General features: G+C 69.4%; 23 protein-coding genes. 19 read left to right on the top strand and 4 right to left on the bottom strand.

Features of this window, described 5'->3' with window-relative positions:
• Nucleotides 1-13: 13 nt before the first annotated feature.
• The 9 genes from AC1RL8_RS26675 (at nt 14) to AC1RL8_RS26715 (ending at nt 11,702) form a co-directional block, all read left to right on the top strand.
• On the top strand, nt 14-1,237 hold the full coding sequence (locus tag AC1RL8_RS26675) for a DUF445 domain-containing protein (protein WP_492686639.1): 1,224 nt from the start codon (nt 14-16) through the stop codon (nt 1,235-1,237).
• Between the two features lie 139 nt (nt 1,238-1,376).
• The gene (locus AC1RL8_RS26680) at nt 1,377-3,035 is read left to right on the top strand and encodes a Vgb family protein (protein WP_492686638.1); all 1,659 of its coding nucleotides are present in this window, start codon (nt 1,377-1,379) and stop codon (nt 3,033-3,035) included.
• A gap of 118 nt (nt 3,036-3,153) precedes the next feature.
• A complete protein-coding gene (locus tag AC1RL8_RS26685) occupies nt 3,154-3,930 on the top strand; it encodes an MHYT domain-containing protein (protein WP_062472795.1) in 777 nt (258 codons plus the stop codon).
• Between the two features lie 73 nt (nt 3,931-4,003).
• Nucleotides 4,004-5,614 (top strand): acyl-CoA carboxylase subunit beta, encoded by a 1,611-nt coding sequence (locus AC1RL8_RS26690; protein WP_492686637.1) that lies wholly within the window; start codon nt 4,004-4,006, stop codon nt 5,612-5,614.
• Nucleotides 5,611-7,569 carry an acetyl/propionyl/methylcrotonyl-CoA carboxylase subunit alpha gene (locus AC1RL8_RS26695; protein ID WP_492686636.1) on the top strand — a complete coding sequence of 653 codons (1,959 nt, stop codon included), beginning with the start codon at nt 5,611-5,613 and terminating at the stop codon, nt 7,567-7,569. The genes AC1RL8_RS26690 and AC1RL8_RS26695 overlap by 4 nt, the downstream gene beginning before the upstream one ends.
• Nucleotides 7,570-7,600: 31 nt before the next feature.
• Complete coding sequence (locus tag AC1RL8_RS26700) at nt 7,601-8,497, top strand: SDR family NAD(P)-dependent oxidoreductase (protein WP_492686635.1); 897 nt, start codon at nt 7,601-7,603, stop codon at nt 8,495-8,497.
• Between the two features lie 24 nt (nt 8,498-8,521).
• The gene (locus AC1RL8_RS26705) at nt 8,522-9,682 is read left to right on the top strand and encodes an acyl-CoA dehydrogenase family protein (RefSeq protein WP_492686634.1); all 1,161 of its coding nucleotides are present in this window, start codon (nt 8,522-8,524) and stop codon (nt 9,680-9,682) included.
• A 5-nt stretch (nt 9,683-9,687) separates the two neighbouring features.
• Nucleotides 9,688-10,854, top strand: coding sequence for an acyl-CoA dehydrogenase family protein (locus tag AC1RL8_RS26710; RefSeq protein ID WP_492686633.1), 1,167 nt, complete (start codon nt 9,688-9,690; stop codon nt 10,852-10,854).
• Nucleotides 10,855-10,940: 86 nt separating this feature from the next.
• Nucleotides 10,941-11,702 carry a slipin family protein gene (locus AC1RL8_RS26715; protein ID WP_492686632.1) on the top strand — a complete coding sequence of 254 codons (762 nt, stop codon included), beginning with the start codon at nt 10,941-10,943 and terminating at the stop codon, nt 11,700-11,702.
• A gap of 50 nt (nt 11,703-11,752) precedes the next feature.
• On the opposite strand, the gene AC1RL8_RS26720 is transcribed toward AC1RL8_RS26715, so the two are convergent.
• Nucleotides 11,753-12,691, bottom strand: a complete 939-nt coding sequence (locus AC1RL8_RS26720; RefSeq protein ID WP_492686631.1) for a LysR family transcriptional regulator — start codon at nt 12,689-12,691, stop codon at nt 11,753-11,755.
• A 125-nt stretch (nt 12,692-12,816) separates the two neighbouring features.
• Here AC1RL8_RS26720 and AC1RL8_RS26725 point away from each other — a divergent pair, with 125 nt between their 5' ends.
• The 3 genes from AC1RL8_RS26725 to AC1RL8_RS26735 are packed head-to-tail and all read left to right on the top strand — an operon-like array spanning nt 12,817 to nt 16,949.
• On the top strand, nt 12,817-13,815 hold the full coding sequence (locus tag AC1RL8_RS26725; protein ID WP_492686630.1) for a Bug family tripartite tricarboxylate transporter substrate binding protein: 999 nt from the start codon (nt 12,817-12,819) through the stop codon (nt 13,813-13,815).
• A gap of 34 nt (nt 13,816-13,849) precedes the next feature.
• Nucleotides 13,850-15,523, top strand: a complete 1,674-nt coding sequence (locus AC1RL8_RS26730) for a carboxylesterase/lipase family protein (protein ID WP_492686629.1) — start codon at nt 13,850-13,852, stop codon at nt 15,521-15,523.
• Nucleotides 15,524-15,551: 28 nt separating this feature from the next.
• Complete coding sequence (locus AC1RL8_RS26735) at nt 15,552-16,949, top strand: dipeptidase (RefSeq protein ID WP_492686628.1); 1,398 nt, start codon at nt 15,552-15,554, stop codon at nt 16,947-16,949.
• 13 nt (nt 16,950-16,962) lie between these two features.
• Here AC1RL8_RS26735 and AC1RL8_RS26740 read toward each other — a convergent pair whose 3' ends face one another.
• Nucleotides 16,963-18,240: a DEAD/DEAH box helicase gene (locus AC1RL8_RS26740; protein WP_492686627.1), complete on the bottom strand. Its 1,278-nt coding sequence runs from the start codon at nt 18,238-18,240 to the stop codon at nt 16,963-16,965.
• Between the two features lie 48 nt (nt 18,241-18,288).
• Here AC1RL8_RS26740 and AC1RL8_RS26745 point away from each other — a divergent pair, with 48 nt between their 5' ends.
• The 5 genes from AC1RL8_RS26745 (at nt 18,289) to AC1RL8_RS26765 (ending at nt 21,767) form a co-directional block, all read left to right on the top strand.
• Nucleotides 18,289-18,669: a translation initiation factor Sui1 gene (locus AC1RL8_RS26745; RefSeq protein ID WP_062472780.1), complete on the top strand. Its 381-nt coding sequence runs from the start codon at nt 18,289-18,291 to the stop codon at nt 18,667-18,669.
• An 8-nt stretch (nt 18,670-18,677) separates the two neighbouring features.
• Nucleotides 18,678-18,914, top strand: coding sequence for a DUF3820 family protein (locus AC1RL8_RS26750; protein ID WP_056584018.1), 237 nt, complete (start codon nt 18,678-18,680; stop codon nt 18,912-18,914).
• 182 nt (nt 18,915-19,096) lie between these two features.
• Nucleotides 19,097-19,504 (top strand): RNA-binding regulator, encoded by a 408-nt coding sequence (gene rbp, locus AC1RL8_RS26755; protein WP_095950733.1) that lies wholly within the window; start codon nt 19,097-19,099, stop codon nt 19,502-19,504.
• Between the two features lie 249 nt (nt 19,505-19,753).
• A complete protein-coding gene (locus tag AC1RL8_RS26760; protein WP_070063464.1) occupies nt 19,754-20,242 on the top strand; it encodes a tripartite tricarboxylate transporter TctB family protein in 489 nt (162 codons plus the stop codon).
• Between the two features lie 13 nt (nt 20,243-20,255).
• Nucleotides 20,256-21,767 (top strand): tripartite tricarboxylate transporter permease, encoded by a 1,512-nt coding sequence (locus AC1RL8_RS26765; RefSeq protein WP_062472774.1) that lies wholly within the window; start codon nt 20,256-20,258, stop codon nt 21,765-21,767.
• A gap of 49 nt (nt 21,768-21,816) precedes the next feature.
• Here the strand turns inward: AC1RL8_RS26765 and AC1RL8_RS26770 are convergent, their stop codons facing one another.
• Nucleotides 21,817-22,575, bottom strand: coding sequence for a sulfite exporter TauE/SafE family protein (locus tag AC1RL8_RS26770; RefSeq protein WP_070063465.1), 759 nt, complete (start codon nt 22,573-22,575; stop codon nt 21,817-21,819).
• 419 nt (nt 22,576-22,994) lie between these two features.
• Here AC1RL8_RS26770 and AC1RL8_RS26775 point away from each other — a divergent pair, with 419 nt between their 5' ends.
• Nucleotides 22,995-24,233, top strand: a complete 1,239-nt coding sequence (locus AC1RL8_RS26775) for an ammonium transporter (protein ID WP_307589442.1) — start codon at nt 22,995-22,997, stop codon at nt 24,231-24,233.
• Nucleotides 24,234-24,251: 18 nt separating this feature from the next.
• Entirely contained in the window at nt 24,252-24,554 is a 303-nt protein-coding gene (locus tag AC1RL8_RS26780) for a hypothetical protein (RefSeq protein WP_082818034.1), read from the top strand.
• A gap of 7 nt (nt 24,555-24,561) precedes the next feature.
• Here AC1RL8_RS26780 and AC1RL8_RS26785 read toward each other — a convergent pair whose 3' ends face one another.
• Nucleotides 24,562-26,235, bottom strand: coding sequence for a thiamine pyrophosphate-binding protein (locus tag AC1RL8_RS26785; RefSeq protein WP_492686626.1), 1,674 nt, complete (start codon nt 26,233-26,235; stop codon nt 24,562-24,564).
• Nucleotides 26,236-26,242 lie beyond the last annotated feature (7 nt).

The raw sequence follows: 26,242 nt of genomic DNA on the forward strand, positions 1-26,242 counted from the left end.
CGCACTGCAACGCATGAAACGCGTCGCGCTCGGCCTGCTGTGCGCGGCGGCGGCGCTGTATGCGCTGGCCAGCGCACTGCACGGCCAGCACCCGGCCTGGGGCTACGTGGCGGCCTTTGCCGAGGCCGCGATGGTCGGCGCCATTGCCGACTGGTTCGCGGTGGTGGCGCTGTTCCGCCACCCGCTGGGCCTGCCGATCCCGCACACGGCGATCATCCCGAGCAACAAGGACCGCATCGGCGCCAAGCTCGCGGGCTTCATCTGCGACAACTTCCTGAGCACCGCCCAGGTGCTGGCCAAGCTGCGCCAGTTCGACGCGGCAGGGCGCATCGCCGAGTGGCTGGCCCGGCCCGCCAGCGGCGAGCGGCTCGGCGAATGGGGCGTGGCCGCCACGCGCTACGGCCTAGCCGCCTTCGACGACGAACGGGTGCGCGACTTCATGGGCCGCGCCGCCGCGACCGGGCTGGCCAAGATCGACCTCTCGCGCCTCACGGGCCAGGCGCTCGATGCGCTCACGGCCGGCGGGCGCCACCAGGCGCTGCTCGACGACGTGCTGCAGCAGGTGGCCGAGCTGCTCGACGGCGACGAGGTACAGGCGCACATCACCGAGGCCATCGCGCGCGAGATCAAGACGCTGCGCTACGTGGGCCTGGACCAGGTGGCGGCCAAGCTCGCCACGCGCAAGATCGTGGCCGCCATCGCGCGCACGCTGGCCGAACTGGCGGCCGAGCCCGACCACCCGATGCGCAAGCGCTTCGACCATTTCGTGGACGACTTCGTGGTGCGCCTGAAGCTGGACCCCGAGTTCCAGCAGCGCGGCGAGCAGATCCGCGCCGAGCTCATCGCGCACCCCGCGCTGGGCGACTACCTGCACGGCCTGTGGGGCGAGCTGCTGGGCTGGCTGCACGACGACCTGGGGCGCCCCGACTCGACCATCCGCCAGCGCATCGCCACCATGGCCGGCGCGCTGGGCCAGCGGCTGCAGAACGACGCGGCGATCCGCGCCTGGATCAACGAGCAGCTCGAAGCCGCCGCGCCGGCGGCCATCGAACGCTACCGGGAAGACATCCGCCGTTACATCGAGGAGCGCGTGGGCGAGTGGAACGCGCACGAGATGACCGACGAGCTTGAGCGCCACATCGGGCGCGACCTGCAGTTCATCCGCATCAACGGCACGCTGGTGGGCGGGCTGGTGGGGCTGCTGATCCACACGGCGACGCAGCTGCTGCGCGGCTGAAGAATCACCGGGTGCTGCGGGTTATCCGCAGCGGACGAAAGTCCGCGTCTTGTCCCGCGAGCGACTGCGCGGCCTCTTCCGGCTCCTAGACTGCGGGCGCACTGCCGCATCCACAACGCCAACCCCAGAGGAGATCGCCATGCCCCGTCGCTCGATCCGCGCTGCCGCGCTGACCGCCGCCCTCGCCCTGCTCGCCGCCTGCAGTTCGCTGTCGCCGCCACCCAAGCGCCCCGCCGCGTGGGCCGCGCCCGAGGTGCTCGTGGCCCCGTCGTCCTTCGCGGGCGTGCACGGCCTGGCCATCGATGCGAAGGGCCGGCTGCTGGCGGGCTCCGTGCTCGGCAACACGCTGTGGGAGGTCGACCGCCAGACCGGCGCCGCCAAGGTGCTGATCGATGCGCCCGAGGGCCAGGCCGACGACATCGCGGTCGGCCCGAAGGGCGAGTTGGCCTGGACCAACTACCTCATGGGCATGCTGCGCTACCGCGAAAACGACAGCGCGCCGCTGCGCGTGCTCGCCAAGGATCTGCCCGGGCTGAACTCGCTCGACTTCGATCGCAAGAACGGCAAGCTCTACGCCTCGCAGGTGTTCCTGGGCGACGCGCTGTGGGAGATCGACCGCGAAGGCAAGCAGCCGCCCCGGCTCATCAAGAAGGACATGGGCGGCTTCAACGGCTTCGAGGTCGGGCCCGACGGCCTGCTCTACGGCCCGCTGTGGTTCAAGGGCCAGGTCGTGAAGATCGACCCGGCGAACGGCAATCTGACCGTGATCGCCGACGGCTTCAAGATCCCGGCCGCCGCCAACCTCGACGGCAAGGGCAACCTCTGGGTGGTCGATGCGCGCAGCGGCGAACTGGTGAAGGTCGATCTTGCGAGCGGCAAGAAGACCGTGGCCAAGCAGCTGCGCCCGTCGCTCGACAACCTGGCCATCGCTCCGGACGGGACCATCTACGTTTCGAACATGGCCAACAACGAGGTGCAGGCCTTCAACCCCGCCACCGGCGCGCTGCGCACGCTCACCAGCGGCAAGGTGGCGGTGCCCGCGGGCCTGAAGATCGACGGCAACGACCTGTGGGTGGCCGACGTCTTCGGCTTCCGGCAGGTCGACGTGCGCACCGGCGAGGTGCGCGACGTGTTCCGCATGCAGCGCGACCCCGAACTCGACTACCCCTTCGCAGTCGGCCTGTCGCCCAGGCTGTTCGCGCTGACCTCGTGGTTCACGGGCTCGGTGCAGCTGGTCGACCGCCAGACGCTGAAGACGATCGAGACGATCCACGGCCTGAAGGCCCCGTTCGATGCGCTGCCCATGCCCGACGGCAGCGTGATCTACGCCGAACTCGCCACCGGCAGCATCACCCGCGCCAGCGGGCCGAAGTTTGCGGAGAAGTCAGTGCTGGCTAGCGGACTGAACGGCCCGGTGCAACTGGTGGTCGGCCAGGACGGCGCGCTCTACGTGACCGAGGCGGCCGGCAAGCTGCTGCGCATTCCGCTGGACGCCAGCGCGCCGCTGCGCACCGTGGCCGACGGGCTGGCGCTGCCCGAGGGCCTGGCCCAGACGCCGTGGGGCAGCTTCATCGTGGCCGAGAGCGCGGCACGCCGGCTGGTCGAGATCGACCCGGCCACCGGCACCCGCCGCACCGTCGCCGAGAACCTGCCCATCGGCCTGGCGGCCGGGCCCGGCCTGCCCCCGCCCTACGTGGTGACGGGCGTGGCCGTGGGCCGCGACGGCACGGTCTACGTGGCGGCCGACAGGAACAATTCGATCTATCGAATTCGGCCTGTCATTCAGGGTAACAATTAGTACAAGTTTCTGTTTACTTTTATAAACACATATTACAAACTGGTCGGGACGCGTCGCAGCGTTCCGATCGCATAGGGCAGTCGGGGTCTGCGAAGCGCTCTTTCCGAAGGGACATCGCATGACTCCACTCGTCGTAGGCCAAGTGCTATCGCCCGAATACTCCCTGGGGCTGGTCGCGCTTTCGTTCGTCATTTCCTTCTTCGGCTCGCTGGTGGCCCTGATCTGCGCCGGGCGCATGGTCGGCGCCGACGGCAAACCCAACCTGGCCATCGTGGCCTGTGCCGCGGTGGCGCTGGGGGGCATCGGCATCTGGTCGATGCACTTCATCGGCATGCTGGCCTACCGGCTGCCCTTCGGCATCGCGTACAACATGCCGCTGACCATCGTGTCGCTGGTGGCGGCCATCCTGATCTCGGGCATTGCGCTGTACCTGGCGGGCGGGCGCGCCAAGTTCAGCCGCTCGGGCTGGCTGGCCGGCAGCCTGCTGGCGGGCCTGGGCGTGTGCGTGATGCACTACATGGGCATGTTCGCGATGAACATGCGGGCCACGATGAGCTTCGACTTCAGCATGGTCGCGCTGTCGGTGGTCATCGCCATCACGGCCGCCGCCGCGGCGCTGTGGCTGGCCTTCAACCTGCGCAAGCTGAGCCACCAGGTGGCCGCCGCCGCCGTGATGGGCGTGGCGGTGTGCACCATGCACTACGTGGGCATGAGCGCGGCCAGCATGATCTGCACGGCGGCCGCCCCGGTCGACGCGCTCTCGCTGGGCGGCAGCTACATGGGCCTCACGGTGTTCGGCACGGCCGGCGCGGTGCTGATCTTCATCTACTGGGTGGTCACGGGCAGCAGCCTGGACGCCGCCCCCGCCGCACAACGGCGCGTGCGCCCCAGCTAGTTGGCGCAAGCGGGCCGGGGGCCCGCCTCCTAAAGTCTGTGCGAAACGACACGCGCGCACCGCACAGACCCCCATGCCCTTCCTCGAATCCCGGCTGCACACCGCCGGAGACGCCTACCAGGCCAACCGCGCCAGCATGCTCTCGCTGCTGGACCAGGTCCGGTCCCACGAAGCCCGCGCCGTGGCCGCCTCCAGCGCCTCGGCCGAGCGCTTCGCCAAGCGCGGCCAGCTGCTGCCGCGCGAACGCCTCGCGCTGCTGCTGGACACCGGCGCGCCCTTCCTGCCGCTGGCCACGCTGGCGGGCCTGGGCCAGGACAACTCCGACCTTTCGAAAAGCGTGCCCGGCGGCGGCCTGATCGCCGGCATCGGGCGCGTGGCGGGCGTGCGCTGCATGATCAGCGCCTCCGACTCCGGCATCGACGCCGGCGCGCTGCAGCCCATGGGCCTGGACAAGCAGCTGCGCCTGCACGAGATCGCGCTGGAGAACAAGCTGCCCTTCATCCAGCTGGTGGAAAGCGCCGGCGCCAACCTCATGCAGTACCGCGTGCAGGACTTCGTGCGCGGCGGCAACATCTTCCGCAACCTCGCGCGGCTCTCGGCCGCGGGGCTGCCGGTGGTGACGGTGACGCACGGCTCGTCGACCGCGGGCGGCGCCTACCAGACGGGCCTGTCGGACTACATCGTGATGGTGCGCGACCGCACGCGGGCCTTCCTGGCCGGGCCGCCGCTGCTGAAGGCCGCCACCGGCGAGATCGCCACCGAGGAAGAACTGGGCGGCGCCGTCATGCACACCCACATCTCGGGCCTGGGCGACTACCTGGCCGAGGACGACCGCGACGCGCTGCGCATCGCGCGCGCCATCCTCGGCGGCATCGACTGGGCGCGCGACGAAACGCCGCGCACCTTCGCACCGCCGCGCCACGACGCCGAAGAGCTGATGGGCCTCATGCCCGCCGACGGCCGACGGCCGGTGGACATGCGCGAGGTCATCGCGCGCATCGCCGACGGCTCGGAGTTCCTGGCCTTCAGCGAGCACTACGGCAGCGCCACGGTCTGCGGCCACATCCGCCTGGAAGGCCACGCGGTGGGCATCATCACCAACAACGGCCCCATCGATTCCGACGGCGCCACCAAGGCTACGCACTTCATCCAGGCTTGCTGCCAGTCGCGCACGCCGATCGTCTACCTGCAGAACATCACGGGCTACATGGTGGGCCGCGCGCACGAGGAGGCCGGCATCATCAAGCACGGCGCCAAGATGATCCAGGCCGTGACCAGCGCCAACGTACCGCAGATCACGCTGCACTGCGGCGCCTCGTACGGCGCGGGCAACTACGGCATGTGCGGTCGCGGCTTCGCGCCGCGCTTCTGCTTCAGCTGGCCCAACGCACGCACCGCCGTGATGGGCGGCGAGCAGGCGGCGCAGACCATGGCCATCGTGATGGAGGCCGGCATGGCGCGCAAGGGTGCTGTCGATCGCGACAAGATCGACGCGATGCAACGCCAGATCGTCGAGCGCTTCGAGCGCCAGATGAGCGTCTTCACCACCAGCGCGCTGCTGCTGGACGACGGCGTGATCGACCCGCGCGACACGCGCGCCGTGCTGGCCGAGGCGCTGTCGATCTGCCGCGACGCCGAGGCGCGTGCGCCGCAACCCATGCAGTTTTCGGTGGCACGGCCATGAGCACCTTTCACAAGATCCTGATCGCCAACCGCGGCGAGATCGCCGTGCGCGTGATGCGCACCGCGCGCGCCATGGGCTACCGCACGGTCGCCGTGTACTCCTGCGCCGACGCAGACGCCGAGCACGTGCGCCAGGCCGACGAGGCCGTGTGCATCGGCGAGCCGCTGCCCGCGCAGAGCTACCTGAACATCGACGCGATCATTGCCGCGGCCCGCGCCAGCGGCGCCGACGCGGTGCACCCGGGCTACGGCTTCCTCGCCGAGAACGCCGCGTTCGCACAGGCCTGCCGCGACGCGGGGCTGGTCTTCATCGGGCCATCGCCCGAAGCCATCGTCGCGATGGGCGACAAGGCCGGCGCCAAGCGGCTCATGCAGGCGGCCGGCGTGCCGTGCATTCCAGGCTACCAGGGCGACGATCAAAGCACCGCCACGCTGGCCGCCGAGGCCGAGCGCATCGGCTGGCCCGTGATGATCAAGGCCACGGCCGGCGGCGGCGGGCGCGGCATGCGGCTCGTGACCGCGGCCGGCGCCTTCGCCGAGCAACTGCAGAGCGCGCAGTCCGAGGCGCTGCATGCCTTCGGCGACGCCACCGTGATTTTGGAGCGCGCCATCGTCGCGCCGCGCCACATCGAGATCCAGGTGTTTGCCGACCGCCACGGCCACGCGATCCACCTCGGCGAGCGCGACTGCTCGGTGCAGCGGCGCCACCAGAAGGTGATCGAGGAAGCGCCCTCCCCGGCCGTCGATGCCGCGCTGCGCGCGCGCATGGGCGCCACCGCCGTGGCCGCCGCCAAGGCCATCGCCTACGAAGGCGCGGGCACGCTCGAGTTTCTGCTCGACGCGCAGGGCCGGTACTGGTTCATGGAAATGAACACGCGGCTGCAGGTGGAGCATCCGGTGACCGAAGCGGTGACGGGGCTGGACCTCGTCGAGCTGCAGCTGCGCGTGGCGGCCGGCGAGCCGCTGCCGCTCACGCAGGACGACGTGCGCATCACCGGCCATGCGATCGAGGTGCGGCTGTGTGCTGAAGACCCGCAGCAGGGCTTCCTGCCACAGAGCGGCGCGCTCACGGCGTGGCGCCCGTCGCCCGCGCTGCGCACCGAACACGCATTGCGCGACGGCGCCGAAGTGCCGCCCTTCTACGACTCGATGATCGCCAAGCTCATCGCGTCAGGCCGCACGCGCGACGAGGCGCGACAGCGGCTGCTCGCCGGCCTGCGCGACACGGTGGCGCTCGGCCTGCCGACCAACCAGGCGCTGCTGCAGCGCGCGCTCGCGCACCCGGTGTTCGCGAGCGGCGGAGCGACCACCGCCTTCATCGGCGACCACCTCGACGCGCTGCTCGCCGCCGACGCGGCAGCCGACACGCGCGCCGCCCTGCTCGCGGCCCTGCTGCTGCAGACCGGCGCACGCGGCTGGCCCTCGCCGCTGGCACACACGCTGCCCAACGCCCTGCGCTTTGCGCTCGACGGTGCCGTGCACACGGCGCGCGTGACGCCGCGCGGCGCCGCGCACTTCGAGGTCGTGCTGGACGACACCGCACCGGCCACGCTGGCGCTGCTGGCGCTGCTGGCGCTGCCGGACGACGGGCCGGTGCGCTTCGCCTGCAACGGCGTGGCCGCACAGGCATGGGTGGTGCGGCGCGGCCAACGCACGGACCTCCACTTCGACGGCCGCGCCCACCGCCTCGACGACCTCACGCACGTGGCCGTTCCGCGCGCCGACGCGGGCGGCGGCGACGGCCTGCTGCGCGCGTCGATGAACGGCCGCGTGGTCGCGCTGCTCGCTGCCGAGGGCGACACCGTCTCGGCAGGCCAGCCGCTGGTCACGCTCGAAGCCATGAAGATGGAACACGTGCACTGCGCACCGCGCGCGGGCCGCGTCGCGGCGCTGCACGTGGCCGTGGGCACGCAGGTGGCCGCGCGCCACATCGTGGCCGAGATCGCCGAGGCCTGAAGGCCCCTCCCCTTTTTCGAGAACCTGTCGAATGAACGCATCCCACTACCGCTCCGTCTTCGCGCCCGGCCTGTTCGCCGGGCAATGCATCGTCGTCACCGGCGGCGGCTCGGGCATCGGCCGCTGCACCGCGCACGAGCTGGCCTCGCTCGGCGCCCACGTGGTGCTGGTCGGGCGCAAGCCCGAGAAGCTCGACGCGGTGCGCGCCGAGATCGAGGCCGCAGGCGGCCAGGCCAGCACGCAGGCCTTCGACATCCGCCAGGAAGACGCCGTGCGCGAGGCCGTGAAAGCCATCGTCGCGGCGCACGGGCGCATCGACGGGCTGGTCAACAACGCGGGCGGCCAGTACATCACGCCGCTGGCCGCCATCTCGGCCAAGGGCTGGGAGGCGGTGATCCACACCAACCTCACGGGCGGCTTCCTGGTGGCGCGCGAGTGCTACCTGCAGAGCATGCAGGCGAACGGCGGCGCCATCGTCAACATCGTGGCCGACATCTGGGGGTCGATGCCGAACATGGGCCACAGCGGCGCCGCGCGCGCCGGCATGGTGAGCTTCACCGAGACCGCCGCCGCCGAATGGGCCGTGAGCGGCGTGCGCGTGAACGCCGTGGCGCCGGGCTACATCGCCTCCAGCGGCATGGACCACTACCCGCCCGAGGCCGGCGACATGCTGCGCGCCATGCGCAAGACCGTGCCGGCCGGCCGCTTCGGCAACGAGGCCGAGACCTCCGCCGCCATCGCCTTCCTGCTGGGCCCGGCCGCCGCCTTCATCAGCGGCACCGTGCTGCGCGTGGACGGCGCGCGCCCGCAGGCGCGCATGGGCTGGCCGATGGCGCTGCCCGACGCGCAGGCGCAGCAGCGCCCCGCGGTGCGGCCCTACGACGGCTTTCACCTCGCGCAGACACCGCGCGTGTTCCAGGACAAGTAACGAGCGAACGAACGGAGACCAGTGATGCAGTACACCCATGAACACCTCGAGATGCAGAACACCCTGCGCCGGTTCATCGACGAGGAGATCAACCCCCGCGTCGACGAATGGGAAGAGGCCGAGATCTTTCCCGCGCACGAGGTCTTCAAGAAGCTCGGCAACCTCGGCCTGCTGGGCCTGAACAAGCCCGAAGCCTTTGGCGGCGCCGGGCTCGACTACTCGTTCGCGATGGCCTTCGCCGAAGGGCTGGGCCACATCAGCTGCGGCGGCGTGCCGATGGCCATCGGCGTGCAGACCGATATGTGCACGCCCGCGCTCGCGCGCTTCGGCAGCGACGAACTGCGCCGCGAGTTCCTGGTGCCCGCCATCGCAGGCGACACGGTCGGCTGCATCGGCGTGAGCGAGCCCGGCGCGGGCAGCGACGTGGCGGGCCTGAAGACCTATGCGAAGAAGGACGGCGACGACTACCTCATCACCGGCCAGAAGATGTGGATCACCAACAGCCTGCAGGCCGACTGGATGTGCATGCTGGTCAACACCAGCGAGGGCCCGGTGCATCGCAACAAGTCGCTCGTGATGGTGCCGATGAACCTGCCCGGCATCGAGAAGGCCAAGAAGATCCGCAAGATCGGCATGGACTCGAGCGACACCGGCCTCATCTACTTCGACAACGTGCGCGTGCCGCAGCGCTACCGCATCGGCGAAGAGGGCCAGGGCTTCGTCTACCAGATGCAGCAGTTCCAGGAAGAGCGCCTGTGGTGCGCGGCCAGCTCGCTCGCGCCGATGGACGACTGCATCTCGCAGACCATCGAATGGGCGCAGCAGCGCCAGATGTTCGGCGCCACGCTGGCCGACCAGCAGTGGGTGCAGTTCAAGCTGGCCGAACTGAAGACCGAGGTGGAGGCGCTGCGCGCCCTCACCTACCGCGCCTGCGACCTGCACGTGAAGGGCGAGGACGTGCTCGAGCTCGCGTCGATGGCCAAGCTCAAGACCGGCCGCCTCACGCGCCAGGTGGCCGACACCTGCCTGCAGTTCTGGGGCGGCATGGGCTTCACGCTGGAGAACCGCGTGGCGCGCCTGTACCGCGACGGCCGCCTGGGCTCGATCGGCGGCGGCGCCGACGAGGTGATGCTCGGCATCCTCGCCAAGACCATGGGCATCGCCAAGCGCCCGCCGCGCGGCTGACCGGCATGGACGCTGAACTGCAGGCCGACCGTGCGGCGCTCGCCGACACGGTGCGCCGCTTCGCCCAGACCGAGATCGCACCGAACGTGCAGGCCTGGGACGAGGCCGGCGAATTTCCGCGCGCGCTGTACACCCGCGCGGCCGAGCTGGGCCTGCTGGGCCTGGGCTACCCGGAAGCACTCGGCGGCACGCCCGCCTCGTATGCGCTCAAGCTGCCGGCCTGGGTCGCGCTCGCGCGCCACGGCCAGAGCGGCGGCGTGCTCGCGAGCCTGTTCTCGCACAATATCGGCCTGCCGCCCGTGGTGCTGCATGCGAGCGACGCGGTACAGCGAGAGGTCGTGCCGGGCGTGCTGCGCGGCGAGCAAATCGCCGCGCTTGCGATCACCGAACCCGGTGGCGGCTCCGACGTGGCCGCAGTGCGCACGACGGCGAAGCGTGATGGCGATCACTACGTGCTCAACGGCGAGAAGACCTTCATCACCTCGGGCATGCGCGCCGACTGGATCACCGTGGCCGTGCGCACCGGCGAAGGCCGCGGCGCGGGCGGGCTCTCGATGCTGCTGGTGCCGGGCGACGCGCCCGGCCTTTCGCACACGCGGCTCGCGAAGATGGGCTGGCTGTGCTCCGACACCGCCACGCTGCACTTCGACAACGTGCGCGTGCCCGCGCGCTACCTGCTGGGCGAAGAAGGCGGCGGGTTCCGCATGGTCATGGGCAACTTCAACGGCGAGCGCGTCGGGCTCGCGGCCGGCGCGCTGGGCTTCGCGCAGGCCTGCCTCGACGAGGCGCTGGCCTGGTCGCGCGAGCGCAAGACCTTCGGCGCCGCGCTCATCGAACACCAGGCCGTGCGCCACAAGCTGGTCGACATGCAGATGCGCATCGCCTCGACCGAGGCCTGGCTCGAGGCCGTGTCCGCCGAGGGCGACGCGCACGAGGCGGCGGGCCGCATCAACGCGCCCGAGTGGGTGGCGCAGGTCTGCCTGCTCAAGAACCACGCCACGCAGACCATGCAGTTCTGCGCCGACCAGGCGGTGCAGATCCTCGGCGGCATGGGCTTCATGCGCGGCACCGTGAGCGAGCGCGTCTACCGCGAGGTCAAGGTGATGATGATCGGCGGCGGGGCCGAGGAGATCATGAAGGAGCTGGCGGCGCGGCAGCTGGGGTGGGTGTAGCGACCTTCATTTCGGCCCGGCAGGAACGCTGCTGCGCAGCGGGGGTCCAACCGTCCAGCACCTTTGCTGGGTCGCGGGAGATCACCATGCTCTCTTTCACTTATGGCATCGGCGCCGTCGCCCTGGTCCTGCTGGCGGCGCTGCTCTTTTCGGCGATTTGGATCTTCCGGGAGTACGAGCGCGGCATCGTGTTCACCCTGGGGCGCTTCTCGAAGGTGGCAGGGCCCGGACTGGTGTTCGTGATCCCGGCCATCCAGCAGGTGGTGCGCGTCGACCTGCGCACCGTGGTGCTCGAAGTGCCGACGCAGGATGTGATCTCGCGCGACAACGTGTCGGTGAAGGTCAGCGCGGTCGTCTACTTCCGCATCGTCGATGCGGCCAAGGCCATCATCGAGGTCAAGGACTTCTTCAACGCGACCAGCCAGCTGGCCCAGACCACGCTGCGCTCGGTGCTCGGCAAGCACCAGCTGGACGACATGCTGGCCGAGCGCGAAAAGCTCAACCTGGATGTGCGCGAATCGCTGGACGTGCAGACGGCCTCATGGGGCATCAAGGTGTCGAACGTCGAGATCAAGCAGATCGACCTCACCGAATCCATGATCCGCGCCATCGCACGGCAGGCCGAGGCGGAACGCGAACGCCGCGCCAAGGTGATCCATGCCGAGGGCGAACTGCAGGCGTCCGAGAAGCTGTTCCAGGCCGCGCGCGTGCTGGCGCAGGAGCCGCAGGCGATCCAGTTGCGCTACCTGGAAACGCTCACGGTGATCGGCGCGGACAAGAACACGACCATCGTGTTTCCGCTGCCGGTGGACCTGATGGCGAACTTGCTCGGCAAGCAGCACGCATAGCCTGCAACGGCGGTGGTCCCGGCGCCGGTTCGAATCGCTGCGCGGGCAGATCAGGTCGATGGCGCCGCGGATGGATCGGCACCGGCCTGCGCGAGCCCGACGCAGAAATCGCGCACCAACCGCAGCGCAGGGGCCTCGGTGCGGCCTTCGAGTGTGACGAAGGCGAGCTGCGCACTGAGCCCCGCCGCGGGCGCCACCTTCAACTCGGCCAGTTCGCCGCTCTCCTGCAGCGCGCGGGTGGCCGCGAGCACGCCCAGGAAGATCGCGTCGGTGTTGCGCACGGCATCGATCAGCGCGCCGATGTCTTCCGACGACACATGCAGCCAGCGCTGCGGGCTCGCGTCGCTGCCGTAACGCTCGACCAGAATGCGCGCCACGTCGTCGCTGACCATCGTCGAGACCACCGGGTAGCGCACGAGGTCGTCGAAGCCCACCGGCGTGCCGCGGCCCTTCGCAAGCAGCGGATGGCCGCGTCGGCAGACGAAGCCGGAGCGCAGCGTGGGCAGCACGTCGATGTGCAGGTCTTCCCGCGGTGACACCGCGCGGTAGGTGAGCACCAGCGCATCGAGCGTGCGCGCGCGCAGTGCCGCCAGTTGCAGGTCGGGCCCGCCGCCGTGCAGCTGCAGGCCCACACGTGGGTGGTGGCGCAGCATGTGGATCAGCAACGGCGATGAGAACAGGGCGCCCGGTGCGGCACCGAGCCCCAGCCGCACCGAACCGGCCTGCCCGTCGGCCAGCAGCGCGGCGGCGCGCTTGAGCTCATGCGTCTCCATCGAGATGCGCTTGGCGCGCGCCAGCACCATGGCGCCGAACGGCGTGAGCTCGTTGCGCTTGCCGATGCGGTCGACGAGCTGCATGCCGAGCTCCTGCTCGAGCATCTGGATGCTGCGGCTGAGCGCCGGCTGCGTCAGGTGCACCTTCTCGGACGCGCGGCTGAAGGAGCCGGTTTCGGCGAGCGCGAGCAGGTGGTCGAGTTGCTGGAGGTTCATGGCGGGCCGCTCTTTGTCATACGCATGAGGCGAGCTCATGGTAATGACAAAAACAATGCATTGGACAGATATTCATGCGATTCCTAGCATCCATCGCGTACTACTTTGGACCAAGGAATTTCCCCATGAAGCGGTTCGGTCAATGGCTTTGCGCGCTGGCTTTTCTAGGCTGCGGCACGGCGGCGATGGCGCAGCCACAAGCGCAGGGGCCCTACCCCTCGAAGGTCGTCACGATGATGGTTCCCTACCCGGCGGGCGCCGCCAGCGACTTCACCGCGCGGGTCCTGAACGACCTGGTCGGCAAGGCGCTCGGCGGGCAGGTGATCGTCGAGAACCTCGGTGGCGCGAGCGGCGCCATCGCCGCGGGCAAGGTGCTGGCGGCGCCGGCCGACGGCCACTTTCTGTTCCAGGGCTCGCCCAACGAGCTGATCCTGTCGGGGCTGGTGAACAAGAGCACGCGCTACAAGCCCGAGGACTTCCAGTGGATCGCGCCGGTGGCCACCTCGCCGCTGGTGCTGATGGTCAACAACCAGCTGCCGGCGCACTCGCTCGATGAGTTCGTGGCGCTGGCGCGCTCGCGCAAGGACGCACCGCTGAGCTACGGCACGCCGGGCGCCGGCACGCTGTATCACCTGCTCGGCGAGCTCTTCACGAAACGCACCGGCGCGCCTGCCACGCACGTGCCCTACAAGGGCGGCGCACCCCTCCTGCAGGACCTGATCGGCGGGCAGATCGACTTCGCGTTCATGCCCTACCAGGCCTTCTATGCCGACTACGTGAAGCAGGGCCGCCTGCGCGTGATCGGTTCGCTGTCGCCCGGCAAGCGGCTGCCCGCGCCGTTCGACACGGTGCAGACCAGCGCGCAGAGCAAAGACATGAAGGACTTCGACTTCAGCATCTGGACCTCGTACGTGGTGCGCAAGGGCACGCCGCGGCCGGTGGCCGAACGGCTCAACGCCGCGATCGCCGCCGCGCTGAAGAACCCGCAGGCGCGCGCACAGCTGGAGTCACAGGCCAAGACCGTCTTCGAGCCGATGAGCCTGGAGGCCGGAGAGCAGTTCTACGCCGCCGAGATCGCGCGCTACCGCGACCTCGTCAAGGCCATCGGCTACGAGTCGCCCTGAGCGCCCGCTCTACGCAAGAACAAGAGGTGCATTCATGAAGACGAGACACATCAACGGCCTGGCGCTGACGATCGCGCTGTCGCTCTCGGCGTGCGGCGGCGGTGGCGGCAGCACCGGTTTCGGCGGCATCGCGCTGCCACCGGCCGCAAGCCCCGCACCGGTGGCACCCGCGCCGGCACCGGACGACCTCACGGTCGCGGTCACCACCGAGGGCAAGGTCGCGGGCAGCGCCGGCGCGGACACGGTGTCGTTCCTCGGCATTCCCTACGCGCAGCCGCCGGTGGGCGCGTTGCGCTGGGCACCGCCGCAACCGCCGGCCGCACACGCGGCCACGCTGCAGGCCAGGGCCTTCGGCAATGCGTGCCCGCAAGCCCCCGGCGCGGTGTCGTCATCGATCGCCGAAGACTGCCTCTATCTCAACGTGTGGAAGCCCGCAGGCACGAAGCCCGGCGACAAGCTGCCGGTGATCTTCTACATCCACGGCGGCGCGTTCACGCTGGGTTCGGGCGAGATGGGCCCGAGCCCGCTGGCGAGCCGCGGCGTGGTCGTCGTCAGCCTCAACTACCGGCTCGGCGCGCTCGGCTACCTCGCGAACAAGGCACTGCGCGCGGCCAACAAGGACGGCAGCCTCGGCAACTTCGCGGTGATGGACCAGCTGGCCGCGCTCGGCTGGGTGCAGAAGAACATCGCGGCCTTCGGCGGCGATGCAGGCAACGTCACGCTATGGGGCACCTCGGCAGGCGCGACGCAGAGCTTCTCGCTGCTGCAGTCGCCGAAGGCCAAGGGGCTGTTCCAGCGCGCGGTGATGCAAAGCGGCGGCGCGGCCGAGTACTCGAACCCGAGCATGGACACCTCGCTCGCTGTCGGCGACACCGCCGTGCAGAACCTCGGATGCAGCGGCGCCGCCGACGTGGTCGCTTGCCTGCGCGCGCTGCCGGTGTCGGCGCTGCTGGCCCAGGGCGGGCTCAAGTGGCGGCCCACCGTGGACGCGCAGGTCCTCACGCAGGTGCCCGCACGCGCCTTCGCGACCGGCAACTTCAACCAGGTGCCCGTGATGATCGGCGGCGTGCACGACGAGGGCACGCTGTTCGTCGACACGAAGCTGAGCGCCACCTACTACCCACTGTACCTGCGCGGGCTCGCGCCGGCCGGCTACGACACCACGGCCATCGAGGCGGCCTACCCGATCGGCAACTACGCCGTGCCGGCGCAAGGCATCGCGCGCGCCATGGGCGACGCGATGTACGCCTGCGGCAACAGCGCGCGGCGCGATGCGCTCGCCGCGTGGGTGCCGGTGTACGGCTGGGAAATGACCGATCCGCAGCTGTCGTTTCCAACGAGCCCCACGGCCTTCTTCTACGGCACCGCGCACGGCATGGACAGCTACTACCTGACCGGCACGGTCGACGCGCTGCCCACGTACCCGTACTTCGACCCGGGCAGCGCCACGCCCGACGCAACCACCACCGCACAGCGCAAGGCGCTGTCGGCGCAGATGGTGGCGTACCTCCTCAACTTCGCGAAGCACGGCGACCCGAACGGCGACGGCCGCAACGTCACGACGCGCTGGCCGCGCTCCATGGGGCCGTCGGGCCGCGCGCTGATGGAGTTCACCTACCCCGCCGTCAAGACATCGAGCAACGCGTTCGAGCACACGCACAAGTGCGACACGCTGTGGGGGCCGGACGTGTTCCCGCCGCTGTACTGACGAACCCACCGCATTCACTCCTCCCTCCATGAACGAACAACACGTCATCGACCACCTCGACGCCCGCCAGCCGCAGATCGTGGCCTGGCTCAAGGACTTCCTGCGCATCCCGAGCGTGAGCGCCGACCCGGCCTTCGCGCCCGGCATGCACGAGGCGCGGCGCTTCCTCGTCGAGCGGCTGCAGCAGATCGGCCTGGCCGGCGTGCGCCTGCTCGACGGCGACGGCGAGCCCGCCGTGTACGGCGAATGGAACGGCGCGCCCGGCCAACCCACGCTGATGGTCTACGGCCACTACGACGTACAGCCGGCCGATCCCGTCGAGCAGTGGCGCACGCCGCCGTTCGAGCCCACGGAAGTGGACGGCCGGCTCTACGGCCGAGGCACCTCCGACGTGAAGGGCTCGACCACCATCGCACTCGAGGTGATCGCCTCGTTCCTCGCGGTGCAGGGCCGGTGCCCGGTGAACATCAAGGTGTTCCTCGAGGGCGAGGAGGAAACAGGCAGCCCCTCGCTGCGAACCCTCGTCGAGCGCCACCGGGCGCTGCTGCAGGCCGATGCGGTGCTGTCAGCCGACGGCGGGCGCGCGAGCGCGCAGGTGCCGACGATCAACACCGGTGCGCGCGGCAACTCGCAGCTCGAGGTGCGGTTACGCACCGCGCACAAGGACTTGCATTCAGGCCGCTACGGCGGCGGCGTGCGCAACGCGCTGCACGAGATGGCGCGGCTGGTCGCATCGCTGCACCACGCGGATGGCGGCGTGGCGGTCGAAGGCTTCTACGAGGGCGTGCTGCCACTCAGCGCCAGGCAGCGTGCCGATACCGCGGCGTTCCCTTACGACGAAGCCGCGTTCTTTTCTGATGTCGGCGCCGGCGCGCACGGCGAGCCCGAATACACCGCCCGCGAGCGCATCACGCTGCGGCCCGCGCTCGACGTGAACGGCCTGTGGGGCGGCTACACGGGCGGCGGCGGCAAGACCATCGTGCCCTGCGAGGCGCAGGCCAAGCTCACCACGCGCGTGGTCGCGGGGCAGGACCCGCGCGCCGTGATCCACGCGGTGCTGCGCCACCTGCAGCGGCACTGCCCGCCCGGCTGCACGCTCGACGTGGTGGCCCTGAACGACGGCTCGCCCGCCTCCACCCTCGCGCCGGACCACCCGCTGGTGCGCGCAGCCGAAGCGGTGCTCGAACGCGAGAGCGGCCGGCGCCCCGTTCACGTGCGGCTCGGCGCGAGCGTGCCGGTCACATCGATCTTCAAGGAGATGCTGGGCATCGACACGCTGATGTTCGGCTTCAACCTGCCCGATGAAGACGTGCATGCGCCGAACGAGTTCTTCCGGCTGGCGTCGATCCAGCAAGGGACACGGGCCTGGACCTTGCTGCTTGCAGAACTGGCAAAGCACCCGCCGGCATCCTTTCATGCCGGCTGACGCCTGACGCGCGTCAGTCCGCGTCCTCCCCACCGCCCGCCTGCGCGGCCAGCGCCGCGGCCGCGCGCAGCTTGTCCTTCTTGCTCGGCCGCGCGCCCTTGATCCCGCCGTTGCCCGAGGTGTCGACCACCACCGGTGCCGCCTCGGTCGGCTCGAAGCCCGCGATGCGCTCGCGCGGCACGCGCTGGCCCTGGCGCTTCTCGATCAGGCGGAAGTGCGCCTCGGTGGCCGGGCTCACGAAGCTGATCGCCAGCCCGCTCGCGCCCGCGCGGCCGGTGCGGCCGATGCGGTGGATGTAGTCGGTGGGCGAACGCGGCAGGTCGTAGTTGATGACCACGGGCAGCTGCGCGATGTCCAGGCCGCGCGCCGCCAGGTCGGTGGCGATCACCACGTCCCAGCGGCTCTGCTTGAACTGCGCCAGGATGTCGCGGCGCGTGCCCTGCGCGATGTCGCCGTGGAAGGGCACGGCGTAGATGCCGTTGCGGTACAGCTTCTCGGCCACGGTCTGCGCGGCGTGCTGCGTGGCGACGAACACCAGCACGCGGTCCCAGGTGCCTTCGTTGTCCTTCAGCAGCTGGCGCAGCAGCTGGGTGCGGCGGGCGGCGTCGACCTCGATGGCGCGCTGCACGATGTCGGGGCGGGTGCCGGGCTCGCCCTGCACGTCGACCAGCGCCGGGTCGTGCAGCATGTCGTCGGCCAGCGCCTGGATGGCGATCGGGAAGGTGGCCGAAAAGAGCAGGTTCTGGCGCCGCGCGGGCAACAGCGCCAGGATGCGCTGGAGCTCCTCGGCAAAGCCCAGGTCGAACAGGCGATCGGCCTCGTCGAGCACGAGCGTCGACACGGCGTCGAGCGCGAGCGCGTTGTGCTCGACCAGGTCGAGCAGCCGGCCGGGCGTGGCGACCACGATGTCGGCGCCGCCGCGCAGCCGCATCATCTGCGGGTTGATCGAGACGCCGCCGACCGCGACGACGATCTTCAGGCGCTCGGGCAGGTGCCGCGCGAAGTCTTCCAGCGTCTCGCCCACTTGGGCCGCGAGTTCGCGCGTGGGCACGAGCACCAGCGCGCGCAGCCGGCGCGACGCCGACGAGGCGGGCTCCGCGGCCAGGCGCTGCAGCAGCGGCAGGGAAAATGCGGCCGTCTTGCCGGAGCCGGTCTGTGCCGAGCCCCGCAGGTCGCGGCCCTGCAAAATGGCAGGGATGGCCGCCGCCTGGATGGCGGTCGGCGCGGCAAAGCCGCTCGCGGCGGCCGCTTGCGCGAGCGCGGGGGTCAGGCCCAGGGTATCGAATGGCATGGAACGGGCACCGGGAAAAAGAGAGAGATCGAAAGAAAGACGGATCGAATGGGAACGATGAAGAACAGCCGCACCGGCAGCACGCTGGTGTACTCCACCGAGGCGGGCGGGCGCATGTGCCCCGACTGCGGCGCCCCGATGGCGCAATGCCGCTGCAAGGAACTCGCGAAGGCCCGCACGGCGGCCACGGACGGCATTGTCCGCGTATCGCACGAGACCAAGGGCCGAAAGGGCAAGGGCGTGACCGTGGTCAAGGGCCTGCCGCTCGACGCGGCGGCGCTGGCGGCCGTGGGCAAGCAGCTGAAAGCGGCCTGCGGCACGGGCGGCACGGTGAAGGATGGCACCGTGGAGATCCAGGGCGATCACCGCGAGGTGGTCATCGCCGCCCTCGTGAAGCAGGGCCACACGGTCAAGCGCGCAGGCGGCTGAAAGCGCGCATGAACCCCGAAGACCTGCAGCGCCTGGTGACGCTCGAAATGCCTTTTGGCAAGCACAAGGGCACGCTGATTGCCGATTTGCCCGGAAATTACCTGACCTGGTTTGCGCGCGAGGGTTTTCCCGCGGGAGAAATTGGCCGGCTGCTCGCTTTGATGCATGAAATAGACCACAACGGCCTGTCCGACCTCCTGAAACCGTTGCGAAACCGCCCGTCGGGTCGGAATGTTTCTCGATAACACAAGATTTCCCCCCTTTTTTCGGAAATCGGGCCGGATAATCCGGCTCACGTGTCTGCGAGCTTCGGCTCCCGTGCACGTAATTTGGTGATCGGTCAGTTTCGCGCCACAGCGCATTAGTTTGTTGTGATTCTGGGACTCCATCGCTTTGTGTTTTTTTGGTTTGAATTAGGAGTCCCTCCATGGGCAAGAAACTTTACGTGGGCAACCTCGCCTACTCCGTGCGTGACAACGACCTGGAACAAGCTTTCGGCGAATTCGGTTCGATCGTCAGCGCCAAGGTCATGATGGAACGTGACACCGGCCGTTCGAAGGGCTTCGGCTTCGTCGAAATGGGCACCGACGCTGAAGCACTCGCTGCAGTCGAAGGCATGAACGGCGCATCGCTGCAGGGCCGCGCCCTGACGGTGAACGAAGCCCGTCCGATGGAAGCACGTCCCCCCCGCACCGGCGGTGGTGGCGGCTACGGCGGTGGTGGCGGCGGCGGCTACGGTGGTGGCGGCGGCGGCGGTTACGGCGGCGGCGGTGGCGGCCGTAGCGGTGGCGGCGGTGGTTACGGCGGCGGCGGCGGTGGCCGCGGCGGCTACTAAGCCCTCCCCCACACACTCATGAGCGCCTCGGCGCTCTGAATGAATGAAAAGCTCCTTCGGGAGCTTTTTTCGTTTCTGGCCCCACAACCCGCCCGCCCCCTTCGGGGAACAGCGACACGAAGCGCGCGAAGCCTGGGGGAGAGCCAGTTCCGTACTTTCCCTGTAAGCATTTGTCCGTACCGCGCTGGTCAGCCGACGGTCAGCCGCTGGCGACGACCCTCGTCCCTTCGAAAACAGAGGGTCGAGACAATGAAAATCAAGAGACAGGCGGACTTCTTCTCAGGAGTCATGTTCGCCGCCGTCGGTGGCGCGTTCGCCATCGGCGCCACCACCTACACCATCGGCGACGGCGCCCGCATGGGGCCGGGGTACTTCCCGCTGATGCTGGGCATCCTGCTGGCGCTGCTGGGCGCGCTGATCATGTTCCAGGCCATGGTGGTCGAGAGCGCCGACGGCGACAAGATCGGCAAATGGGCCTGGAAGCCGCTGGCCTTCGTGCTCGGCGCCAACCTGGCCTTCGGCGTGCTGCTGGGCGGCCTGCCCAGCGTCGGGCTGCCGGCGATGGGCATGATCATCGCGATCTACGCGCTGACGATCATCTCGAGCATGGCCGGCGAGCACTTCAAGCTGCGCGACGTGCTGGTGCTCTCCACCATCCTGGCGGCCGGCAGCTATGTGGCCTTCATCTGGGCGCTCAAGCTCCAGATCCAGGTCTGGCCCACCTTCATTTCGGGCTGAGGAGCACACCGCCATGGAACTGTTCCACAACCTGGCGACCGGCTTCGGCGTCGCCTTCACCTTCACCAACCTGCTGTACTGCCTGGTCGGCTGCATCCTGGGCACGCTGATCGGCGTGCTGCCAGGCATCGGCCCCGTCGCGACCATCGCGATGCTGCTGCCCGCCACCTACGCGCTGCCGCCCGTGTCGGCGCTGATCATGCTGGCCGGCATCTACTACGGCGCCCAGTACGGCGGCTCGACCACGGCCATCCTGGTGAACCTGCCCGGGGAGTCGTCCTCGGTGGTCACCTGCATCGACGGCTACCAGATGGCAAGGCAGGGCCGCGCAGGCCCTGCGCTCGCTGCCGCGGGCCTGGGCTCGTTCTTCGCGGGCTGCGTCGGCACGCTGATCCTGGCGGCCTTCGCGCCCCCGCTGACCGAGCTCGCCTTCAAGTTCGGCCCGGCCGAGTACTTCTCGCTGATGGTGCTGGGCCTGATCGGCGCGGTGGTGCTGGCCTCGGGCTCGCTGCTCAAGGCGGTGGCGATGATCGTGCTGGGCCTGCTGCTGGGCATCGTGGGCACCGACGTGAATTCGGGCGTCGCACGATTCAGCTTCGACATTCCCGAGCTCACCGACGGCATCGGCTTCGTGGTGATCGCCATGGGCGTGTTCGGCTACGGCGAAATCATCGGCAACCTCTCGCAGCCCGATGACGAGCGCGAGGTGTTCACGCACAAGGTCAAGGGCCTGTGGCCCACCAAGGACGACTTCAAGCGCATGACGCCCGCCGTGCTGCGCGGTACGGCGCTGGGTTCGGCGCTGGGCATCCTGCCGGGCGGCGGTGCACTGCTGGCGGCCTTCGCGGCCTACGCGCTGGAGAAGAAGATCAAGATGCGCCCCGGCGAAGTGCCCTTCGGCAAGGGCAACATCCGCGGCGTGGCCTCGCCCGAGTCGGCCAACAACGCCGGCGCGCAGACCTCCTTCATTCCGCTGTTGACGCTGGGCATTCCGCCCAACGCCGTGATGGCGCTGATGGTGGGCGCGATGACGATCCACAACATCCAGCCCGGCCCGCAGGTGATGACCAGCAACCCCGAGCTGTTCTGGGGCCTGATCGCCTCGATGTGGATCGGCAACGCGATGCTGATCATCCTGAACCTGCCGCTGATCGGCATGTGGATCAAGCTGCTGACGGTGCCCTACAAGTTCCTGTTCCCGGCGATCGTGCTGTTCTGCGCGATCGGCGTGTACTCGACCAACAACAACACCTTCGACGTGTGGATGGTGGCGATCTTCGGCTTCATCGGCTACCTGTTCCTGAAGCTGCGCACCGAGCCGGCCCCGCTGCTGCTGGGCTTCATCCTCGGGCCGATGATGGAAGAGAACCTGCGGCGCGCGCTGCTGCTGTCGCGCGGCGCGTGGAGCGTGTTCGTCACGCGGCCGCTGTCGGCGGGCCTGCTGATCGCTGCAGCCTTGCTGCTGGCCATCGTGCTGCTGCCGGCGATCAAGGCGAAGCGCGAAGAGGCCTTTGTCGAGGACTGACCTCGGCGCCCCGAAAAAAAGCCCCTGGCCAGACGCCAGGGGCTTTTTTTTATTTCAGGAACGCGTCGTAAGCCGTCTTCAGGATCAGCGCACTCACCACCACGATGAACACGATCCGCACGAAGCCCGCCCCGTGCTTCAGCGCCACGCGCGTGCCGACCAGGCTGCCGGCCACGTTGGCCACGGCCATCACCAGCCCGTAGTGCCACCAGACGTGGCCCTTGGCGGCCAGCAGGATCAGCGCGGCGGCGTTGGTCAGCGTGTTGATGACCTTGGCCGAGGCCGAGGCGTTGAGGAAGTCGTAGCCCATCCAGCGCACGAACAGGAACACCAGGAAGCTGCCCGTGCCCGGCCCGAAGAAGCCGTCGTAGAAACCGATGGTCAGGCCGATGGTGCTGGCCGCCAGCGTCTCGGCGCGGCCGCTGAAGCGCGGCGCGTGCAGCCGGCCCATGTCCTTGCGCGCCAGCGTGTAGACCAGCACGCCCAGCAGGATGACGGGCAGCGCCCGGCGCAGGAAATCGCCCGGGAAGACCGTGACGGTCCAGGCGCCGAGCATCGAGCCGCCGAAGCCCAGCAGCGCGGCCGGCCACATCGCGCCCCAGCGCATCTGCACCCGCTGGCTGAACTGGGCCGCCGACGCCGCCGTGCCCCAGATGGACGCGCTCTTGTTGGTGCCCAGCAGCGTGGCGGGCGGCGCGCCCGGAAACACCGCAAAGAGGGCCGGCACCAGGATCAACCCGCCGCCGCCCACGATCGCATCGATAAAACCCGCGAGCAGTGAGGCGCCCGTGACCACCAGCATTTCCATGCGCGCGATTGTCTCACCGGAATCGCTATCAAAACGATAGCTGTGGTGACCGGTACCGGCTGGCCAGGAGGCTTGTTTGGCTTGGAGGAAAGCGCCTGCATTCGCGCTGCGAACAGGCAAAAAAAAGCGCCGACCAGCGGCGCTTTTCAAATATCAGACAGGCATCTCGTACGGAGCCTTTGAAGAATGTTCTTGTTGATCGATCGGAAGCTTGTCTCCTCGGACCCTCGGCAGTACGAGCAGGGCCCGTCGCGAGTGCGCAGATTGTGCAAGCGCGCACCCGCCCGGTGCATTAGGAATTACCCGCTTCGTGTTACTTCGACCTCCCGGTTGGGAAACCAAAGTGTTTCAGTCAGTTAACAAGATGGCATGACTCGTGCACACAGGCCTCTTGTCCACCACTCCAAGAAGAAACGGTCATGGCCCTGCTGGCACCCCAAGCCTCCCTGAACGCGGCCGACACCGCCTGGATGATGACCTCGACCGCGCTGGTGCTGCTGATGACGCTGCCCGGCATCGCGCTCTTCTATGCCGGCATGGTGCGGCGCAAGAACGTGCTGGCCACCATGGCCGGGGTGGTGGCGATCGCCGCCGTGGTCTCTCTGACCTGGTTCGCGCTCGGCTACTCGCTGGCCTTCACGCCCGGCTGGCCCTGGCTGGGCAAGCTCTCGCGCATCGGTTTTTCGGGCTTCGAGTACCTGAAGGAGGCCGGCCAGGTGGCCGTGAGCCACGTGGCGCCGAACGTGCCGGAATCGGTCTACGCGATGTTCCAGCTGAGCTTCGCGATCATCACGACCGCGCTGGTGCTCGGCGCCTTTGTCGAGCGCATGCGCTTCTCGGCGCTGCTGTGGTTCGCGCTGCTGTGGAGCGTGCTCGTGTACGCCCCCGTGGCGCACTGGGTGTGGGAGCCGGGCGGCTGGCTCGCGCAGATGGGTGCGCTCGACTTCGCGGGCGGCTCGGTGGTGCACGTCAACGCGGGCATCGCGGGGCTGGTGTGCGCCTATGCGCTCGGGCCGCGCCGGGGCTACGGGCGCGAGGCCTTCGAGCCCTACAGCCTGGCGCTCACCATGACCGGCGCGGGCCTGCTGTGGGTGGGCTGGTTCGGCTTCAATGCCGGCTCGGCGGTGGCGGCCGACGGGCGCGCCGGCCTGGCCATGCTGGTGACGCACATCGCGGCGGCGGCCGGCGCCATGAGCTGGATGGTCGGCGAATGGATCGTGCGCCGCAGCCCCTCGCTCTTGGGCCTGTGCTCCGGCCTCGTGGCCGGGCTGGTGGCGATCACGCCGGCGGCCGGCTTCGTCACGCCGCTGTCGGCGCTGGCCATCGGCGCCATCGCCGGGCTGGCCTGCTACTGGGGCGCCACGGGCCTGAAGCACCTGCTCGGTGCGGACGACTCGCTCGACGTGTTCGGCGTGCACGGCATCGGCGGCATCGTGGGTGCGCTGCTCACTGGCGTCTTCGCCGACCCGCGCATCTCGGGCGCGGCGGGCAATGTGCTGACGCAGGCGATCGCGGTCGCCAGCGTGGCGATCTACAGCGCGGCGGGCACGGCCATCGTGCTGTTCCTGGTGCATGTGCTGGTCGGATTGCGCGTCGACCCCGAGAGTGAACTGGTGGGCCTCGATCTTGCTCAGCATCGTGAACACCTGGGAGCCTGACCACCCGAGGGAGACGCCATGCCATCCATGTCCGAAAGCGAACGCATCGCGCTTGCAGCACGCCTTCACGTGGCACTGCGGCGAAAGCACGGGCGCGTGACCGACACCGAATGGATGGCCACCAACGCCGAGTACGCCGCCGAGATCGTGCGCATGACGCGCCAGCACGCCGCCGAGACCAAGGACGACGAACTCGACCAGCTCGCCACGCGGCTCGAGCAGGCCATGGAACCGCTGGCCCGCGCCGCGCGGCTGGCGGCGCGCCAGCCCGACGGCCTGCCGCCCACGCCGCCGCCGCGCTACGTCGGCGGGCTGCGCTGACGAGGCCTCAGTTCGCGGCCAGTGCCGCCTTGCGGATCGACGCCAGCGTGCTCGCGGGCGTGATCGCCTCCGGGTCCAGCAGGCAATGCAGGATCGCAGGCTTGCCGCTGGCACGCGCACGCGCGAGTGCGGGGCCGAATTCTTCCGTCGTGGTCACGCGTTCGCCGTGGCCGCCGAACACCTCGGCGTAGCCGCGGAAGTCGGGGTTCTTCAGCTGCGTGGCGCTGATGCGGCCAGGGTAGTGCTTTTCCTGGTGCATGCGGATCGTGCCGTACATGCCGTTGTCCAGCAGCACCACGAGGATCGGCAGGCCGTACTGCACGGCGGTCGCGAACTCCTGGCCGTGCATCATGAAGTCGCCGTCGCCCGCGAACACGACCACCTCGCGTTCGGGCCACAGCCGCTTGGCACCGACGCCGGCCGGCAGGCCGTAGCCCATCGAACCGCTGGTCGGCGCGAGCTGGCTCGCGAACGCGCGGAACGGCCAGAAGCGATGCACCCAGGTCGCGAAGTTGCCCGCGCCGTTGCAGAAGATGGTGTCGACCGGCAGCACCTCGCGCAGGTGCTGCATGACCTCGCCCATCTGCAGCGGGCCGGGAATGCGGATCGCGGCCGGGTCGCTCCAGCGCAGAAAGTCTTCGCGCGCGGTCTTCGTCTCGGCCTGCCACGCGGGCGATGAAGTCGGACGCAACGTGGACACCGCTTCGGCGAACGCCTGCGGCGTGGCGTGGATGCCCTGCGTCGGGCGGTAGAGCTTGCCGAGCTCGTCGGCATCGGCGTGCACATGCACCAGCGCCTGCGTCGGCTGCGGGATCGCGAACAGCTCATAGCCCTGCGACGGCACTTCCGACAGACGCCCGCCGACCAGCAGCACCAAGTCCGCATTGCGGATGCGCTCCAACATACGCGGGTTCGCGCCGAGCCCCAAGTCGCCCGCATAGCAGGGATGCTCGGCGGACATCAGCATCTGGCGACGGAACGAGCAGTACACCGGCAGCGCGTAGGCCTCGGCGAACTGCGCGAACTGCTGCGTCGCGGCTTCGGACCAGCGGCTGCCGCCCAGGATGACGACGGGCCGCTGCGCCTGCGACAGGCGCTGCTGCAACTCGGCGATCTGCGCCGCGCCCGGATGCGTTTCGGTGACGGCATACGGCAGCGCATCGGCCACCGCGGCGGCTTCGGTCAGCATGTCTTCGGGCAGCGCGATCACCACCGGACCGGGCCGGCCCGAGGTCGCGACATGGAAGGCGCGCGACACCAGCTCGGGCACGCGCGCCGGGTCGTCGATCTGCACGACCCACTTGGCCATCGTGCCGAAGACCGCGCCGTAGTCCAGCTCCTGGAAGGCTTCGCGGCCCATCGCGTCGCGCGCGACCTGGCCGACGAACAGCAGGAGCGGCGTCGAGTCCTGGTGCGCGATGTGCACGCCCGCCGCCGCATTGGTGGCGCCGGGGCCGCGCGTGACGAAGCAGATGCCGGGCTGGCCCGTGAGCTTGCCCTGCGCCTCGGCCATCATCGTGGCGCCGCCTTCCTGCCGGCACACCGTCACGTCGATCGATGCGTCGTGCAGCGCGTCGAGCACGGCCAGGAAGCTTTCGCCGGGCACGCAGAAAAGCTGCCGGACGCCGTGGGTGATGAGCTGGTCGACCAGGATCTGGCCGCCGGTGCGGGAGGAAGTCATGAGGGTT

It is taken from the genome of Variovorax sp. GW822-FHT04E09 (genome assembly GCF_058800845.1).